The 18,264-nt window shown below is 44.1% G+C and carries 17 protein-coding genes; 15 read left to right on the top strand and 2 right to left on the bottom strand.

All coding sequences use genetic code 11. The features are described from left to right. The first annotated feature begins 41 nt into the window (after positions 1-41). Positions 42-1,784 (top strand): CocE/NonD family hydrolase, encoded by a 1,743-nt coding sequence (locus ICN47_RS11370; RefSeq protein WP_216220054.1) that lies wholly within the window; start codon positions 42-44, stop codon positions 1,782-1,784. 1 nt (position 1,785) lies between these two features. Further along, on the top strand, positions 1,786-2,751 hold the full coding sequence (locus ICN47_RS11365; protein WP_216220053.1) for a tripartite tricarboxylate transporter substrate binding protein: 966 nt from the start codon (positions 1,786-1,788) through the stop codon (positions 2,749-2,751). A 14-nt stretch (positions 2,752-2,765) separates the two neighbouring features. Here ICN47_RS11365 and ICN47_RS11360 read toward each other — a convergent pair whose 3' ends face one another. Both ICN47_RS11360 and ICN47_RS11355 read right to left on the bottom strand, forming a co-directional pair. Beyond that, positions 2,766-3,719 carry a tripartite tricarboxylate transporter substrate binding protein gene (locus ICN47_RS11360; protein ID WP_216220052.1) on the bottom strand — a complete coding sequence of 318 codons (954 nt, stop codon included), beginning with the start codon at positions 3,717-3,719 and terminating at the stop codon, positions 2,766-2,768. Positions 3,720-3,733: 14 nt separating this feature from the next. Beyond that, positions 3,734-5,203 carry an argininosuccinate lyase gene (locus tag ICN47_RS11355; protein ID WP_216220051.1) on the bottom strand — a complete coding sequence of 490 codons (1,470 nt, stop codon included), beginning with the start codon at positions 5,201-5,203 and terminating at the stop codon, positions 3,734-3,736. A gap of 202 nt (positions 5,204-5,405) precedes the next feature. On the opposite strand from ICN47_RS11355, the gene ICN47_RS11350 reads away from it, so the two are divergent. From ICN47_RS11350 to ICN47_RS11290, 13 genes are all read left to right on the top strand, one after another. Beyond that, positions 5,406-6,296 carry a TauD/TfdA family dioxygenase gene (locus ICN47_RS11350; protein WP_216220050.1) on the top strand — a complete coding sequence of 297 codons (891 nt, stop codon included), beginning with the start codon at positions 5,406-5,408 and terminating at the stop codon, positions 6,294-6,296. A 29-nt stretch (positions 6,297-6,325) separates the two neighbouring features. Next, on the top strand, positions 6,326-7,288 hold the full coding sequence (locus tag ICN47_RS11345; protein WP_216220049.1) for a tripartite tricarboxylate transporter substrate binding protein: 963 nt from the start codon (positions 6,326-6,328) through the stop codon (positions 7,286-7,288). Positions 7,289-7,435: 147 nt separating this feature from the next. Then, entirely contained in the window at positions 7,436-8,311 is an 876-nt protein-coding gene (locus ICN47_RS11340; RefSeq protein WP_216220048.1) for an NAD(P)-dependent oxidoreductase, read from the top strand. 25 nt (positions 8,312-8,336) lie between these two features. After that, entirely contained in the window at positions 8,337-9,221 is an 885-nt protein-coding gene (locus ICN47_RS11335; RefSeq protein WP_216220047.1) for a LysR family transcriptional regulator, read from the top strand. A 144-nt stretch (positions 9,222-9,365) separates the two neighbouring features. Next, positions 9,366-10,253 carry an NAD(P)-dependent oxidoreductase gene (locus ICN47_RS11330; RefSeq protein WP_216220046.1) on the top strand — a complete coding sequence of 296 codons (888 nt, stop codon included), beginning with the start codon at positions 9,366-9,368 and terminating at the stop codon, positions 10,251-10,253. A gap of 21 nt (positions 10,254-10,274) precedes the next feature. Further along, positions 10,275-11,222: a tripartite tricarboxylate transporter substrate binding protein gene (locus ICN47_RS11325; protein WP_216220045.1), complete on the top strand. Its 948-nt coding sequence runs from the start codon at positions 10,275-10,277 to the stop codon at positions 11,220-11,222. A 30-nt stretch (positions 11,223-11,252) separates the two neighbouring features. Next, positions 11,253-11,834 (top strand): amino acid synthesis family protein, encoded by a 582-nt coding sequence (locus ICN47_RS11320; RefSeq protein ID WP_216220044.1) that lies wholly within the window; start codon positions 11,253-11,255, stop codon positions 11,832-11,834. Between the two features lie 33 nt (positions 11,835-11,867). Continuing rightward, positions 11,868-12,818 carry a tripartite tricarboxylate transporter substrate binding protein gene (locus tag ICN47_RS11315; RefSeq protein ID WP_216220043.1) on the top strand — a complete coding sequence of 317 codons (951 nt, stop codon included), beginning with the start codon at positions 11,868-11,870 and terminating at the stop codon, positions 12,816-12,818. After that, positions 12,818-13,987 carry a YncE family protein gene (locus tag ICN47_RS11310; protein WP_216220042.1) on the top strand — a complete coding sequence of 390 codons (1,170 nt, stop codon included), beginning with the start codon at positions 12,818-12,820 and terminating at the stop codon, positions 13,985-13,987. Before ICN47_RS11315 ends, ICN47_RS11310 begins: the two co-directional genes overlap by 1 nt. Positions 13,988-13,997: 10 nt before the next feature. Beyond that, positions 13,998-14,957 carry a 2-hydroxyacid dehydrogenase gene (locus ICN47_RS11305; RefSeq protein ID WP_216220041.1) on the top strand — a complete coding sequence of 320 codons (960 nt, stop codon included), beginning with the start codon at positions 13,998-14,000 and terminating at the stop codon, positions 14,955-14,957. Positions 14,958-14,973: 16 nt separating this feature from the next. Next, entirely contained in the window at positions 14,974-15,636 is a 663-nt protein-coding gene (locus ICN47_RS11300) for an RraA family protein (protein ID WP_216220040.1), read from the top strand. Beyond that, positions 15,636-16,646, top strand: coding sequence for a Bug family tripartite tricarboxylate transporter substrate binding protein (locus ICN47_RS11295; protein WP_370626324.1), 1,011 nt, complete (start codon positions 15,636-15,638; stop codon positions 16,644-16,646). Before ICN47_RS11300 ends, ICN47_RS11295 begins: the two co-directional genes overlap by 1 nt. Positions 16,647-16,782: 136 nt before the next feature. Further along, a complete protein-coding gene (locus ICN47_RS11290) occupies positions 16,783-18,204 on the top strand; it encodes an amidase (RefSeq protein WP_216220039.1) in 1,422 nt (473 codons plus the stop codon). Positions 18,205-18,264 lie beyond the last annotated feature (60 nt).

The raw sequence follows: 18,264 nt of genomic DNA, 5'->3' as shown, positions 1-18,264 counted from the left end.
TAATATAACTACAAAATGAAAAGAATAGTTAAGGAGATGTGATGGAGCAGCACAGCGAAGTAGCACATGGTATGCAAATTGATTGGGATGTGAGCATACCAATGGAGGATGGAATCGTGCTTCGTGCAGATATATTCAGGCCTATTGATGCAGGGCAATATCCAGTAATTTTGAGTTACGGGCCTTATGGTAAAGGCTTGGCATTTCAGGAGGGATTTTCTGGAGGCTGGGATCGATTGGTTGCAGCTCTTCCAGAGGTTGCCGAGGGTACTTCCAATACCTACGCAAACTTTGAAGTTGTTGATCCTGAAAAGTGGGTCCCTGATGGTTACATCTGCATTCGAGTGGATGCACGTGGATCAGGAAATTCCCCTGGCTTTCTGAGTCCAAAATCGATACGTGAGACACAAGATATGTATCAGTGTATTGAATGGGCAGCAGTTCAGCCTTGGTCCAATGGAAAAGTGGGCCTTAATGGAATTTCGTATTACGCAACAAATCAATGGTATGTGGCTTCAATGCAGCCCCCTCACTTAGCGGCAATGTGTGTCTGGGAAGGCGCAGCAGATTACTATCGAGACAATACTCACCATGGCGGAATATTAAGTCAGTTTTTAGTTACCCTTTATGACTGGGCGGTATGGAGAGTCCAGTATGGGGTAGGAAAAAATGGTCTCAAAAGTAAGGCAAATGGCCGCTTGATTTCGGGTGACGAAACTCTCACTCCCGACGAATTGCGCGCTAATAGGATTGATATTGAGAGCTCTCTATTGGCTCACCCCTTAGACGATGCTTACTACAAAGACCGCTCAGCGAATTGGTCAAACATAACCGTCCCCTTTTTATCTGCTGCAAATTGGGGTGGTCAAGGACTTCATCCAAGGGGTAACTTTGAAGGCTTTACAAGAGCAAAGTCTTCGCAAAAATGGTTAGAAGCGCACGGACTATCTCACTGGACTCACTTCTATACAAACTATGGAATAGAGCTACAAAAACGTTTTTTTGGGCATTTTTTAAAGGGTGAAGATACTGGCTGGGATAAGCAAGCCCCTGTTCAATTGCAAGTTCGCTATGTTGATCGGTTTGTGCAGCGCTCAGAAAATGAATGGCCTTTGCAAAGAACTCAATGGTCAAAGTTTTATCTCAATTTTGAGACATTGAGTCTTGATGAAGCTCCAAGCATTGATGGGGTGAAAATTACTTATGACCCTATGGGTGATGGAGTTAAGTTTCTATCAAAGCCATTTGAATCTGAAACAGAGATTACTGGGCCTCTAGCGGCAAAACTATTTATTTCATCGAAAAGTAATGACGCAGATATTTTTTTGGCGTTCACTTTAATTGATCCAGATGGCAAAGAAGTTACTTTTCAAGGATCCAATGATCCTCATACCCCAATTGGTCTTGGTTGGCTTAGAGCATCGCATCGAAAGCTGGATAAGGACTTAAGTTTGCCTTATAGACCCTACCATACGCATGATGAAATCTGGCCTCTCATTCCAGGCAAAGCAGAGGAACTTGATATTGAAATTTGGCCAACCTGTATTGTTGTTCCAAAGGGATATAGGGTAGCCTTGACAGTCAAGGGGAATGATTACCACTACGATGGGCCTACCATTCGTATCCCTGGTATAGGTTATGAAATGTTTGGTGTCGGACCTTTTGTTCATACCCATCCAAAAGATCGCCCAGCTGAAATTTTCAACGCCATGGTGTCGCTTGAGGCTGATTCAAGTCGTCAACCATATTTATTGCTCCCGATCATTCCCAAAAAAAAGGTCTGAAATGCAAATTTTCCGTAGATTAATTTATTGTTTGATCATGGTTGCTAGTGGGCCTACTTTTGCTCAAGAGGCTTATCCAAATAAACCAATAAAGATTTTTGTTGGATTTCCTGCTGGGACATCTACAGATATTATTGCAAGGGTGTATGCCCAAAATTTAAGTGAAGCCTTAAAGGTGCCGGTGGTGGTGGAGAATAAGGCTGGGGCCTCAAGTAATATTGCCGCAGAAAGTGTTTTTAATGCCGATCCCAATGGCTACTCTTTATTACTAGGGACTATTGCCAATAGCATCACTTCAAGCCTTTATAAAAATCTCGAATTTAATTTTGCGAATGATTTTTCCCCCATCGCAATGGTTGGAAGTGCGACTACTGTATTAGTTGTGAAGGCTAATTCAAATATCTCCAATGTTCAGGAGTTAATCAATATGGCTAAAACTAATCCCAAAGAAGTTACCTTTGGTTCTGCAGGCATTGGAACTGCGCCCCATATGGCTGGAGAGCTTCTTAATTTAATGGCGGGCATCTCAATGCTGCATATTCCCTATAAGGGCAACAATCAAGGAATTACCGATCTTATTGGCGGACAGTTAACTGCTGTTTTCACTCCTCTTCCTACTGCTATTAACTTTATTAGGGATGGAAAGGTAAAGGCATTGGCAGTTACATCACTTAAACGTTCAAATCAATTGCCTGAAGTTCCAACATTATCTGAATCTGGATTCCCAGGATTTGATACCTCTATTTGGTATGGCTTTTTAGCGCCTAAGAAGACTCCTAAGACTATTATTAGCCAGCTCTCTGAGGCTTTGCGTAAGGCATCTAATGCGCCGGTGGTGAAATCACAGTTGCTAACAAATGGAGCTGAGGCGACATACTCTGGACCGGACGAGTTTGGGAAATATATTCAGTCAGAGTCTCAAAAGTGGCAGAAAGTCATTGAAAAGTCTAAGGTGAGTATTGAGTAAACGTAATAAATGGCTTACTCATTTGCTGATCCAATTCGGCCAACCATCTGAGCCCATTTTGTTCGCTCGCTTTTGGTAAAGGCAGTCAAATCATCTGGTGTTGATCCAATGGTTTGAATAGAGTCAGCTACATAACGTTCTTTTAGTTGCGGCGATTTAAGGGCTACTAAGACTGCGCTATTCAGCTTTTTAATAATCGCTGGCGGCGTGCCCTTAGGTGCATATAAGGCGTACCAAACTTCAGATGAGTAACCTGTTACACCACTTTCAGCTAAGGTAGGTACATCAGGATAAATAGGCGATCGTAGCGGTGTAGTTACTGCCAATAAACGAATCTGCCCATTCTGAATAAAGCCCTTGGCACTTCCTGCCCCAACAAAGGAAGCATCCACCTGTCCAGATAAGAGATCCGTATAGGCACCCCCACCGCCTTTATAGGCTACATGCAAAATATCGAGCTGTGCAATTGACTTAAGTAGCACCATAGATAAGTGAGTCCCACTTCCATTACCAGTTGAGGCATAAGAATATTTCCCCGGATTATTGCGTACTAAGGCAATGAACTCTTGAACATTTTTTGCGGGTACGGAAGGATTTACCGCAAGGAAGTAGGGCGCCTTGGCGATTAAAGAGATGGGTTCAAAATCTTTAATAGCATCTACTTTTGAGTCTTTAAATAGAGTGTTGTTAACCGCTGCTTGTGCAGTGAGCATCAAAATGATGGTGTATCCATCCGGAGGCGAATTAGCAACATACTCCATAGCGATATTGCCACTTGCTCCACCACGATTTTCTGCAAAAACAGTTTTTCCTAATATCTTCGTTAATTCATTAGCCAAGGGCCGGCCAATAACATCGGCACCACCACCCGAAGAGTAAGGCAGAATCATGTGGATAGGCTTTTCAGGGTACTGTGCGTTTGCCAGCAAGGGGGCAATGAGAAAAGCTAAGCAAGCTAAATATTTCATTGAGGTCTCTTTATTTATTTTTTGATTAGTGCTTTAGTAGCTGAAACGCGTTCTGCTGTTGCTTTGGCCAGATGAGCTCTGCATTCCTGATTCCATGCCAATGCTTTATCTGCGCTGTCACTCTCCTCAGTCTGCATGCGTTTAATCTCCGATAATTGGGGGCCACCATATCCCTTACGATTGAAGATCATTTGGACAGGATCCGCACACTTTTTCCAATCCTCCTCGCTTAATGGGAAGGTGCTTTGATGATTTTCTTTGTATAGCTGAGCGGCTTCTTCATAACGAATTTCTTGCAAGCGTATTTTTCTAGAGCGACCAAAGTCAACTATTGCAGAAGCAAAATGATGGCCAACTCTAAAAGGAATATTGGCTTTTTGCAGCAACATATCAGCTACTTCGGTAATAGTAGAGTAGTCAGCATCTACTTCTGCACGAGCCTGCTCCTGATCAACCACGATGCTATTGATTACTTTGTTAAATAAGGTAAATAACCTAACGGGTCTGGTTGTTGGTAGCGGATCATAGGCTCTGTAATCAAACATTCCTGTACGGACGTTATGGGCTAACATGAATGGCCCTTGCATTTCACTTAAGAGCAAGCTACTTTGCGCCCTTAGTTGTTCAAGTGCAGCTGGATTTCGTTTCTGTGGCATCAGACTGCTCACACCCATGAGTTCGCCAGGGGCTAGTGTTAACCATGGAATAGGTGCGGCATATTGCGCATGTAAATCTTGGGCGAATTGGCTAATCTGTACTGCACCCATACTTAAGATCGCTGCAAATTCAAGGCAGCTATCAACAGGAGCAAGATGGTTTGCATCGTAAGCATTTTCGACTGCGCTATCAAAGCCCAATAATTTTGCAAGCATGATGCGATCAATTGGAAAGCTTGAAGTGCTCAGTGCTGCTACGCCTAGAGGGCATTGATTTAATCTTGCATATGCTTGGGTCAGGCGGTCTAAAAGACGGCCTAATGCGCTTGATTGAGCCAACAGATAATGTGCAAAAGTAGTTGGTTGCGCCTGTACTCCATGCGTATAGGCGGGAATAATAGTTTCTTGATGTGATGCCGCTAAGCGCACAATATCAAGCCTAGCTTGTGCGAGAGCGAGATGGGCATTCAGAAGATCATCGCGTAAGTTCATACGCGATAAAGTGGAGGCGATATCTTGGCGGCTACGTCCGGCATGAACTAGCGAGGCATCCTCTCCAATTAATTTTTCAAGGCGTTTTTCATAATCCAGATAATTGCCTGTACCCGATGGATCAACAGGATCTATTGCCTGCGCAAGTTGTAAAACGCCATCTGCAATACGTGAAGTGGCTGATGGATTAAAAATCCCTACTTTTGCCAGCATCACAATAGATGCTTCATTGATGTCACTCAAGAAACCTAAGGATCTCGGTCCACCGCGAAAGCTCTCATTAACATCGGTTCCATGGCTGGCTATATGGGTGGGCGTATTTTGTAAATTTGACATGTTGTCTCTAATCAGGATTATTTTTTTATTAACCGAGTCTTGGGTAGATTGGTTTTGAAAAATAATACGCTTTTTGTTGAGGATGATTTTGATGGATGCCAAAGAAAATTCTCGACTTGGACTCCAAGGGTTATTACTTATATGGCAGGTGCTAAAAATAGTTATGCTGACGTATGCCTAGATTAGCGAGCAGGAGACAAATATGAGTTTGGTAATTACACCCGAAAATCCTTTGAGGCCATCATTTGTTGGTGTTGTGACAGGGGTTAATTTAAGTAAGCCCTTGGATCAGCAGTCGATTGAGGCGATAGATCGCGGTATGGATCATTATGGTGTTTTAGTTTTTAGGGATCAGCCCTTAAGTCAAGATGAGCAAATTGATCTTTCAGTTCAGTTTGGGCCACTAGATTCTGGATTGCGAAAAGCAACTGGGGCCGCAACGCGATTTAAGTACGATCAGCTTATTGATATCGGTAATGTTGCCTTAGATGGATCTATTGCAAATAAGGATAATAAAAAGCTCATAGGAGTTTTAGCCAATCAGTTATGGCATAGCGATAGTACTTTTCAGAATTTGCCAGTGAAATACTCCATGCTGTCTGCGGTTGTGGTTCCCGAGGAGGGTGGGCAAACCCAGTGGGCTGATTTGAGAGCTGCGTGGGATGCGCTTCCAGAGTCAACAAAGAAGTATGTAGAGGGAAAGACGGGCTGGCATTCTGCATTTCACTCAAGGATCATGCTCGGTGATAGTGATTACTCTCAGGAGCAGCTTGATAAATTTCCTCCAGTTGAGCGCCCATTGGTTCATACCCATCCAGGCTCAGGAAAAAAAGTCTTATTCCCAAGTGTTCATATCACTCATGTGAGTGATTTAGCGGTGCCTGAGGGCAGACTGCTTGTTGCGGAGCTGTTGGAGCATGCAACCCAAGCGCAGTTTGTTTACTCTCATAGTTGGCGTCCTGGAGATTATGTGATGTGGGATAACCGCTCGACATTGCATCGTGGAACTCGTTACGATCTTTCTATCAGAAGAGATTTGCGGAGAACTACTACATTAGAGCGAGATTACGTGCCAGCCGAAATTGCAGCCTAACGCTTTATTAAACATCAAAGGCAAATAAGATGGGTAAGCTATTTTGCAGATTATTAATCGGCATTGCATTAGTAAATGCTGGTGTATCAATGGCCCAGACCTATCCATCAAGACCGGTAAAGGTAATTGTTCCTTTTGCGGCAGGTTCTGCTTCAGATACCATTACTCGGTCGGTCGCTGATAAGCTGACTATTTCGATGGGGCAGCCATTTATTGTTGAAAATAGAGCGGGTGCCGGAAGTACTATTGCTAATGACTATGTGGCCAAATCTCCCCCTGATGGCTATACCTTATTGATATCAACCGCTGCATTGCCTGTTGGGGCAACGGCCTATACCAATCTTCGTTACGATACCAGTGCGTTTACATCGGTAACAGTATTTACGCATTCACCTCTAGCGCTTGCAGTGAATCCGAACTTTCCTGCAAAAAATGTTAGCGAATTTATTGAATATGCAAAGATGAATCCCGATAAGGTTAACTTTGGATCCCTAGGTATTGGGACATCTCATCACGTTACGGCTGAGAAATTAAAATTAGACGCTGCCATTAGCATGGTTCATGTGCCTTATAAGGGCTCAGGACCAGCGCATCTAGATTTGATGGGAGGTCAAATTCAGGTGATGTTTGATAACTTAGTCGCTTTGATGCCGCACTTTAAAAGTGGCAAGTTGCGACCTTTAGCGGTCAGTACATTAAAACGGAATCCTCAGTTACCAGATGTCCCAACATTATCTGAGTCCGGGGTGAAAGGTTTTGAGGCAGTGGCTTGGTTCGGCATGGTTGCGCCTCCAGGAACTCCAAAAGACATTGTTTATAAATTGAATACTGAAATAGTGAAGGCACTTAACACTCCCGAACTTCGTCAGCGTTTAACGGACGGCGGCTCCGAAGTCATTGCAAATTCCCCAGAAGAAGCCGATCGATTTTTAAAGTCTGAAATAGCCAAATGGGGAAAAGTTGTTAAGGCGGCCAAGATAACCGCTGAATAAGTTGTCAAATATTGGTTAGTCCTAAGCCTCCCCTTCAATATTTAAGAATATTGGTTTAATTCAAGCCTTGATTTAAGTCTCTAAAGTATCCATGTCTAATTACCATTACTATTGACGGTCGTCATTACATACCTATAGGAGATTAGCTTGGACTCAAACAAAAAACCAACCATTGGATTTATCGGCCTCGGGATTATGGGATCCAGCATGGCTGGGCATTTACTCGCAGCTGGTTATTCTGTGAATGTATACAACCGCTCTAAAGACAAGACCACCGCCTTGGTTGAAAAGGGTGCGAAGTGGTATGACACGGTTGGTGATTTAGCCGCAGACTCTAATGTGATTATTACCATGGTCGGTTACCCATCAGATGTTGAGGACATTTATCTGGGTGCAGGCAAGATCTTGGATAGAGCAAAGAATGCCTATTTAATTGATATGACAACCTCAAGCCCTTCATTGGCGATTCGTATTGCGCAAGAAGCTGAGAAGAAAGGCTGCCATTCTCTAGATGCACCTGTTTCTGGTGGCGATATTGGGGCTCGTAATGCCAAGCTATCAATTATGGTTGGCGGCACTCAGTCTGACTTTGATGTAGTCCTACCGATTTTGAAAGTGATGGGTTCAAACATCGTTTTACAAGGTGGCCCAGGCGCAGGTCAGCATACTAAAATGTGTAATCAGATTGTGATTGCTGGAACCATTATGGGTGTCAGTGAAGGTCTAGCCTATGCCAAGAAAGCAGGCTTAGATGCCAGCAAAGTAATGGAGTCTATTGGTGGTGGCGCTGCATCTGGCTTCCAGTTGCTTAATTTAGGAACTAAGATGATCGATGGCGATTTTGCTCCAGGATTTTATGTTGAGCATTTCTTGAAAGACTTAGGTATTGCACTCGATGAGGCAGGCAAGAATAAGTTAGACATGCCAGCACTCTCTTTGGCTAAGCAGCTCTACGATGCTTTGGTTGCAAAGGGTTGCGGTCGCAATGGAACCCAAGTGCTTTACACCAAATATATCCCTTAATTAGCTAGCGTTTTTAAGACTTGCTATGAAGTTTCGTTTGCGCCAAATGGAGGTGTTCCGGTCAGTAATGTTGACCGGAACAATTAGTGGCGCTGCGAAAATGCTCTTTATTTCTCAGCCTGCAGTAAGCCGCTTGATTTCTCAAACAGAAGAATCACTAGGCTATAAGTTATTTAGTCGCGTAAAGGGAAAGTTAGTTCCAACCCCAGAGGGCGAGGCCTTATATGCTGAAGTAGAAGGTTTCTATCAGCATGCCCAGCGCGTTGATGATTTTGCTTCAGATCTTTTGCATGGCCCCGCGGGCGTTTTAAATATCTCCTCTAGTCCATGCTTGAGTTATTCGGTAATGCCTGAGGCCATTACCCGTTTTACTAGACGCTATCCTGGTATTCAGGTGAATTACCACACCACAATGCTCAACAGCATGGCTCAAGAAATTTTAAGTAATAAAGTTGATCTAGCGGTTTCGGTACTTCCACTAGAGCATATCAATTTAGAGGTACAGCCATTTCGAAGTGGCAGGATGGTTTGCGTTATTCCGGACTTGCATCCACTTGCACCAAAGCAAAAGATTTCCTTAGGGGATTTAGCTCAGTATGAGTTAATTTCCCATCACCCGTCCATTCAGTTTGGAAAATTAGTGCGCACTGCTTTTGAGACTGCAGGCTTGGACTTTAATTCACGGATTCATATCCATCAAACTGAGGTTGCCTGTTCCTTAGTGCGTGCGGGTATGGGCGTGGCAATCGTTGATGAATTTACGGTTGCTAACGGAGCTTGGGTTGGCTTGCAGGTGCGTCCCTTGGAGCAGGACATCTTGCTCAAGCCATCTATTGCCCGCTCAGTTTTTGATCGCCAAGGCACTCATGCTGAAAAGTTCATTGATATCCTACTTTCTGGTTACCCATAACTTGATGTTATGGGTAATGCAATAAAAGGCATGGCTAATCCCTAGTTTGACCTTAATCCATTAACACTAATGGTATATACGGGTTAGCTTTCCACCTCTGCTTCAAGTATTGTTTTCTGAAATATAAGAATGGCTGGAGGAGACATGAAGATTGGACTCATTGGAGTTGGCAATATAGGATTTCATTTTGCTAACCGCCTGATTGCAGCAGGATATGAACTATGCATCTATGACAAAAGTCAGAAGGCGCTAGATCGACTCTCTAGTTCGGGGGCAAAGATCTGTGCATCTACTAAAGATTTGGCTTCCGAAGTAGAGACTGTATTGCTCTGTTTGCCGATGCCTCAAATCGTTGCCGATGTCGCATCAGAAGTTGCACAAGGTAGTAAGGTGAAAGTCGTTGTAGATTTATCTACTACTGGCCCCTCTGTTACAAAACAAGTGGCAGCTGTTCTGGAAAAGAATCATATTCCACTAATTGGTTCTCCAGTGAGTGGCGGCATTGTTGCCGCAGAGAAGGGGACACTAGCGGTCATGGCTTCCGGCCCCCAAGATATTTTTGAAAGTATCAAACCAATACTGTCTGCCTTGGGAAAAAATATTTTTTATCTTGGCGCTGATCCGACTCTTGGTCAGACAGTGAAAATTATCAATAACACCTTATATGCTACAAGCATGATTGCAAGCTGCGAAGCTTTGGTCTATGGCGTTAAGGCTGGCTTAGATTCCAAGACAATGCTGGATGTCATTAATGTCTCTAGCGGCCGATCCTTTGCAACTCTCGAACGGATTCCGCAGTGTGTCTTAGATCGCAGCTTTCCAGTTCGCTTTACGACCGAACTCTTACATAAAGATGTGAAGATGTGTATTGATGAGGCAGAGAAGCTAGGGGTTCCGATGCAGGTTAATCCTGCAGCCCGTCAGTTCTTGGCGTTTGCTATGTCACAGGGCGATGGGGATAAAGACAATGTGTTTCCAATACATCATATTGAAGAATGGGCTGGAGTGGAGCTTGGCAGTAAGTCAAATTAACTTTTGAATACTGAGACGCCTATGAAAAAAATCATTGCCATTACCCTTTTATGTTTATCTCTGGGGGCACATGCTGCTTATCCAGATAGACCCATTCGCTTAATTGTTCCTTTTCCAGTTGGCAGCATCACTGATGTAGTCGCTCGGACATTGGCGGAGAGTATGGGTAGCAATCTTGGGCAGGCAATCGTAGTGGATAACATGGGTGGAGCTAGTGGAATCATCGGTACTAGCGCTGCAGTGAATGCATCTCCTGATGGCTATACATTATTGATGGTGGGCGTTACTACTGGCGCAAGTAACGTCAGTGTATTTAAGAATCTCAAATACGATCCGAGAACAGATTTCACACCCATTGGATTGATTGCAGAGGGGCCATTTTTATTGGTTTCTTCTACCAGCCTTCCCGTTAAGACTACCAAGCAACTGATTGAATATGGCAAGAAGAATCCAGATGCCTTATCTTATGGCTATGGCTCTGGAAGTGCACAGATGTGTACCGTTCAACTTCTCACTATGGGTAATTTCCAGGCCACTGGCGTTTCTTATCGCGGTGTTCCACAGGCGATGACAGATTTAATAGGGGGCAGTATTCAATTTACGATTGCAGATTTCGTAAATGGATTAACTGCATACAAAGCTGGGCAGGTAAATGCGTTGGGTGTTACTACAAAGACGAGATCGCCACTAGCTCCCGAAATTCCAACACTAGCAGAGTCAGGTTTGCCGGGATATGACCTGACGGTTTGGTTTGGTCTTGCAGGTCCAGCGAAATTACCGCCAGAGGTAGTGTCTAAGCTATCTAAGAGCTTAAATGATGCGCTTGCAAACCCAAACCTAAAGAAGCGTTTTGTAACTTCAGGGTTAGTAACTTCTGCATCAACTCCACAAGAATTTGGCAAGACAATCGAATCTGATATCACTAAGTGGGGAAAAATATTTCAGGCAAGTGGTTTAGAGCAACAGTAATCTATCAAAATTTATTTGGAGGAGATAAAGATGTCATTAATTAATATTAGAAAAAAATTACTCACAGTAGAGACGGTGTACCACGAGCGTGGTCCAGCATCTAAGGTGCCTTTAAAAATTGGCGTAATTGCTTGCGTAATTAAGAATCCGTATGCAGGCCGCTATGTAGAGGATCTCTCTGGCTTAGTGAAGGATGCTCGTGAAATGGCTAATGAGATGGTTGTGGAGCTAATTGATGCCTTAGGTGGTAAGGACAAGATTGAGACTTACGGAAAAGGCGCAATCGTTGGCCTGGATGGCGAGTTAGAGCATGGCGCTATTTGGCATGAAGCCGGTGGTTGGGCTATGCGAGCCGTATTAACGAATGCGAAATCTATTGTTCCTGCTGCAAAAGTAGTTGCAGGTGCAGGCTATCGTTTGCAAATCCCGCTTCACCATATTGAGGCATGTTATATCCGTAGCCACTTTAATACGATTGATGTTGGCATGGTGGACTCACCACGTGCCGATGAATTGGTCTACGCCTTGGCAATGTCGACTGGTGCTCGTGTACACGAACGTTTAGGCGGGCTGCGTGTAGAGCAAATTTCTGTTGGTGATGGTCAGCGCTAATTTAGCGCTTATCAGCAAATAAGGAGTCATTTCATGAATAGATTGATCGCGATTCTAGTTTCCAGCTTTTGGGTTTGCGCTGCATCTGCGCAAAGTGATTGGCCACAAAAACCCATCTCTTTGATTGTTCCCTTTGCTCCTGGAGGCAGTACTGATATTACTGCTCGTCTGGTAGCTCAAAAATTAAAGGCGCAATTAGGTCAAAACGTCGTGGTTGATAACAAACCAGGCGCTGGAGGTAATACTGGCGCTCAATATGTAGTCAATGCACCATCGGATGGCTATACCTTACTGATGGCCACGAGTACTTTGGCTACTAACATGTCCTTGTTTAAAAACTTAACATTTGACCTGCAAAAAGATTTGGTGCCCATCTCCCAAGTGGCATTAATTCCAAATGTATTAATGGTGAATAACGATGTACCCGCTAACAATATGACTGAATTTATTGCTCTGGCCAAGCAAAAAGAATTATTTTATGGGTCAGCTGGAAATGGTTCATCACAACACTTATCTGGTGCGCTTCTCAATAGCATGATTAATGGAAAAATGACACACGTTCCATATAAGGGTGGTGCGCCTGCAAACGTTGATCTGCTCGCTGGCCAAATTCAGTTGGTTGTTTCACCTTTAGTTGAAGTACTGCCCTATATTGATAGCGGTAAGTTAAAGCCGTTGGGGGTTACTACTAAAACTCGTACACCGCGACTGCCAAACGTGCCAGCAATTGATGAGGTATTGCCTGGGTATGAAGTAGCTCTTTGGAATGGCATTTTGGCGCCAGCAAAGACTCCAGCCCCTATCGTGAATAAATTAGGTGCAGCCATTAAGAAAGTCATGATGGATCCTGAGGTACAAAAGACGCTGGCAGATCACGGATCCAAAGCCATTGGCAGTAGCCCAGCAGAATTTAAAGAGCTCATTGCTATAGAGGTTCCAAAGTGGGCTCGCATAGTGCAAATTTCTGGTGCAAAGGTTGAGTGATGATGAAAATTAAATATGCCATAGCGCCAATATCATTAGTTTCAGCACTAGCACTCTCAGCTTGTGCTGGAATAGGTGGTTCTGATACATCAAAATTTCTGTCGATTCAAGATGGCAGGGCAGCATTAGTGGATGGGGTGGGTAAGGTTGGAAAAGCGCAAGATACCCTGGCCTTGGTGGAGCTAAAGGATGACAAATTACGATTGCATTCGGAGTTGGTTATGCCAACTTCACTAGTGGGCCCTCCTGCTTCGATCGCAGTTTTACCGGATAAAAAATATGCTCTAGTAACGGCTGCTACAAAATTAGATCCAAGCGACTCAAATAAGGTGATCTCATCCGATCTAATTTCATTAGTGGCCTTAGGTAACGGCAAAGAGTCTTTGAAAGTAGTTGATACTATTTCATTAGGCGCTGGCCCATCAGGGCTTGCTGTCAACCGAGCCGGTGATCTTGCTTTAGTCCCTAATCGCGCAGGCGGCACAGTATCTGTTGTAGAAATCAAAGGTCAGAAGCTGACTGAGAAGCAAAAAATTACTATCGGAGATAAATCTGGACCTAGTCAAGTTGTGATTACTCCCGATGGTCGCCGTGCTTTGCTGACTCGTGATGGCGACAATCAAATTTCCATCCTAGACATCAATGGCAGCAACATCACTTTGAATAAAAAAACAATTTATGCAGGACTTAAGCCCTATAGCATTGATATTGATGCGAGTGGGAAGTATGCGGTAGTGGGTAATCTAGGGGGCGGTCAAGGAGATGCTGACACGATTAGCTTGATTAATATGAGTGAAGAACCACCAAGGGTGGTTGATACGTTAACCGTTGGGCAAACTCCCGAGGGAGTTTCTTTCTCGCCAAATGGCAAACTCATTGGCGTCACCGTCATCAACGGCAGTAATAAACCTAAGACATCACCGTTTTATGCAGAAGCAAGTTATAAGTTGTTTGGAATACAAGATGGCAAATTAGAGTATCTATCGGAGGTAAAAGGTGGTCACTGGCTTCAGGGTCAAGCTTTTACTCCTGACGATCGACATGTCTTGGTGCAAGATGCTTATAACCAAGAGATTCGTCTTTATAAGATTGATGGAAAAAAAGTTAGCGATACTGGTGAAAGACTGAAGATGAAGGCAGCTCCAGCTGCAATCAGGTATTGGAATTAACGGAGAAGCAATGAAGCCCCTGGCATTGGTATTGGTGTACATCACAGAAGAGCATCGTGAGCTGGTATCTCAGCACTTTGACATGATCTATGCCCCCAATGAAGATTTGGGCAAGGATCGTAGCAATGGAGCGGCTCAGATTGTATCTAGAGGCAAAGATATACGGGTTGTTTTAACTAATGGCACGAATGGTTTGCTTGAGGGTGAAATCGATGCCATGCCAAATCTAGAGATTATTTGCACACTGGGTGTTGGCTATGAAAATGTTCCTTTGGATTATGCAAAATCCAAAGGAATTCGGGTAGCTAATGCCGCCGGAACCAATGACGATTGCGTTGCAGATCATGCAATGGGTATTTTGTTGGCTGCTATTCGGAAAATTCCCATTATGAATGCTGGCGTGCGTCATGGTATGTGGCGGGACGATATTCCAAGGCCGCCTCATGTCTCCTATAAAAAGCTAGGCTTAGTGGGCATGGGTGCGATTGCTAAAAAAATAGCTAAGCGTGCTAAAGCATTTGAGATGGACATTGGTTATTTCAGTCGTACACGTCGTGATGAAACGGGATATCAATATTTCGATAGTGTGATCAGCTTGGCGAAGTGGTGTGACTTTTTAGTGGTTGCAGCACCTGGTGGAAAAGAAACTTTTCACATGATTAATGATGAAGTGCTCGCAGCGCTTGGCCCTAATGGGGTGGTCGTTAATATTGCCCGCGGAAGTTTGGTTGATACCCAAGCATTAGCTAGAGCATTGGCTGGTAATATGATTGCAGCTGCTGCGCTAGACGTATACGAGAGTGAGCCCAAACCGCCTCAAGCACTTCTTGAATTTGAAAATGCAGTCTTAACTCCGCACGTTGCCGGAATCTCCCCGGAGGCAATACATGCTTCTGTGCAGCGCTTTATAGATAATGTCAATTTACACTTTGCAGGCAAACAACTGCTTACCCCAATCGATGGAATTTAATACTTAAGGAATCATTATGTGGAATGGAATAGAAATTAAGGACCGTGTGACACCTTCAGTTGAGGGAATCAAAGCCTTAGCCCAGTTTCCTACTTCAATTGTGGGTGACGTTACCGGTCGTCTAATTGGCACTAGCGGACTTTATCCAGTGAATAAATCTGCCGTAACCGCCTGTGGGAATGCGGTGACTGTGAAGGTCCGCTCCGGAGATAATCTGATGATTCATCTTGCGCTCAGAATGTTGCAGCCGGGTGATGTTTTAGTGGTGGATGGCGAAGGCGATATTACACGAGCCCTCTTTGGCGAAATCATGATGAGCGTTGCTAAAGCTAAAGGTGCAGTTGCTGCGGTGATTGATGGCGCAATTCGTGATGTCAATGCTTTTGAGAAAGCGCAATTCCCATGCTGGGCAAGAGGGGTTAACTTAAGAGGGCCTTATAAAGATGGTCCGGGTGCTGTCAATGTTCCGGTGTCTATTGGGGGTCTCATTATTAATCCAGGTGACATTGTTCTCGGTGACTCCGATGGTGTCGTCGCCTTTTCTCCAAAAGTAGCATTAGAAGTTGCTCAGCTTGGTAAGGAAAAAGTTGCACAAGAAGTAGCTACATTAAAGTCCATTAAAGACGGTACGTATAACGATTCATGGATTGATGCTGTTCTTAAGGCAAAGGGTTGTTAGTGAACTTAGATATGCAACGCCTTCTACGCAAGGCTGGTATTAGTCTTCTAGGTATCGTTGCATTATTTGCAGTAGGATTTTCACAAGCCATTTTTGCTCAGGATGCTTATCCATCAAGGCCAATCAAATTTATCGTGGGCTTTCCAGCGGGCGGTGGGACTGATGCAGTATTAAGAGCAATTGCTGCGAAGCTCACTGAAAATTTGGGTGTTTCTGTAGTGGTTGAGAACAAGCCAGGGGCGAATGGCAATATTGCTGGTGAAATGGTCTCAAAAGCAGCGCCCGATGGATATACCTTTTTATATAACACCTCATCAATGGTGTTAAGTCCTTATCTATACCCAAAGCTTAACTACGATTACACACGTGAATTGGTTCCGGTTGCTCTGACTGCCAATATTCCTTTTGTATTGGCAGTGACACCTTCATTTCCGCCAAACAATATAAAAGAGTTTGTAGCGTATTTAAAGGCAAATCCGAACAAGGTGAATTACGCTACAGCAGGTGAGGGTAACGTTACGCATCTAGCCACAGTATTGTTCCTGCAGAGTATCGGAGCACAAGCGAGCCATATCCCATACAAAGGCGAAGCACCGGGCTTGGCAGATTTGCTAGGTGGGCAAGTGCAATTTATGTTGGGTAACTCAAATTCGCTAATCCCTCAAATTAAGCAGAAGAATCTCAAGGGTATTGCAAGTGCAAGTTTAAAAAGAATGGCTGCCTTACCAGAGCTTCCGACTTTGTCGGAGACCATTCTTCCAGGGGTGGAATATGGTGCCTGGTCTGGCGTGATGGCGCCAGCGGGAACGCCAAAACCAATAGTCAGCAAGATGAACACCGCTCTAAATAAAGCATTACAAGATCCTGAACTCAGAGACAAGATTATTAGCACAAGCGCTGAGGTTCGCGGCTCGAGCGAACAAGAGTATGCAAGCTTCCTCAAATCTGAATCTGATCGCTGGGGTAAGGTCATTCGGGGATTGGGATTGACCCTAGATGATAAGAAATAGACGCTCAAATTAATTTCTATGGAGCTGTATAAGGAATATGGTGCAACACAGCAAATTTGTTTTCATTGCTTAAAAAGTCTCACCTATACTATAAAAAATAAGTAGTAAAAATAATAAAAATTGAGACAGAGTAAAAATGCAAAACGATGATTTATGCTTTTTATCAGCGACCGAACAATCTGAATTAATTCGTTCAAAGAAGATTTCTGCTACACAGCTGATTCAAGCACACCTCGATCAGATCGAGCGCCTTAATCCAACCTTAAATGCAATTGTTACCTTAACTGCAGAATCTGCAATGGCAGAAGCTGCTAGCGCGGACAAAAAAATGGCTGCCAACGAAGTGGTAGGTGTTTTGCATGGATTACCTGTTGCACACAAAGATTTATTTTTGACGAAGGGCGTTCGAACGACATTTGGATCTTTGGCTTTTAAAGACTTCGTTCCAGATGTTGACTCTTTGCCTGTCGAGCGTCTTAAAAAAGCTGGTGGAATTAGTTTAGGTAAGACCAATACTCCAGAGTTTGGCGCTGGTAGCCAAACATTTAATGCTATCTTTGGCTCAACCCCCAATCCATATGACTTGACGAAGACTTGCGGGGGCTCCTCGGGAGGTGGTGCGGTTGCATTAGCAAGCGGCATGATCTCTATTGCCGATGGTACAGATCTGGGCGGCTCTTTACGCAACCCAGCAAGCTTTTGTAATCTCGTTGGAATTCGTCCTTCGGTTGGCAGAGTGCCATCATGGCCTGAATCCTTAGGTTGGTACACCATGAGTGTGCCTGGTCCCATGGCGCGTACTGTTCAAGATGTTGCTTTGGCAATGGCGGCAATGTCAGGTCCCGATGATCGCTCTCCAATTTCTCTAGAGGCGCCTGGTGAGATGTTCTTAAATCCTTTGGCACGATCATTTAAAGGCTGCAAGATTGCCTTTAGTGCCAACTTAGGGGGATTACCTGTTGAACCAGAAGTAGCCAAGGTAATTGAATCTACTAGGGCGGTGTTTCAGGACCTGGGTTGTGAGGTCATCAATGACGAGCCTAATATTTCTGAGGCAGATGAAATCTTCATGCTTTGGCGTGCCTGGAGAACTGAGTTACGCATTACGCCATTATTAAAAGAGCATCGTGCACAAATTAAGGATACGGTGATTTGGAATGCAGAACAAGGCTTGCCCATTACTGGCCCGCAACTAGTTCGCGCTGAAGCGAAGCGTACCGAGCTATATCACCGCATGCGTGAGTTTTTCAAGAAATATGATTTTCTAGTGCTTCCCGTTTCCCAAGTTGCGCCATTCTCCATTGATCAGGAATATCCCGCCGAAATTAACGGGGTAAAAATGAATACTTATATTGATTGGCAAAAGTCGGCTTATCACATCAGCGCATTGGGCAATCCAGCGATCTCTGTCCCCGCAGGTTTTACTAGTGATCACTTGCCGGTAGGCATTCAGATAGTGGGACGCCATCGAGATGACTTTGGAATTTTGCAACTTGCTTATGCTTTTGAGCAAAAAACCCAGTTTGCTCAAAGACGGCCTCCAATATGTAGTCAGTAGTTCAGGGATTTAGAAATAAGCACTAAATGCATCAAACACATTGTGAATAAAAGGAGTATT

Origin of the sequence: Polynucleobacter sp. AP-Latsch-80-C2, assembly GCF_018882185.1 — a bacterium.
Classification (GTDB): domain Bacteria; phylum Pseudomonadota; class Gammaproteobacteria; order Burkholderiales; family Burkholderiaceae; genus Polynucleobacter.
The sequence above is the reverse complement of the archived record's forward strand: the minus strand, read 5'-3'. Positions and strand labels throughout refer to the sequence as shown.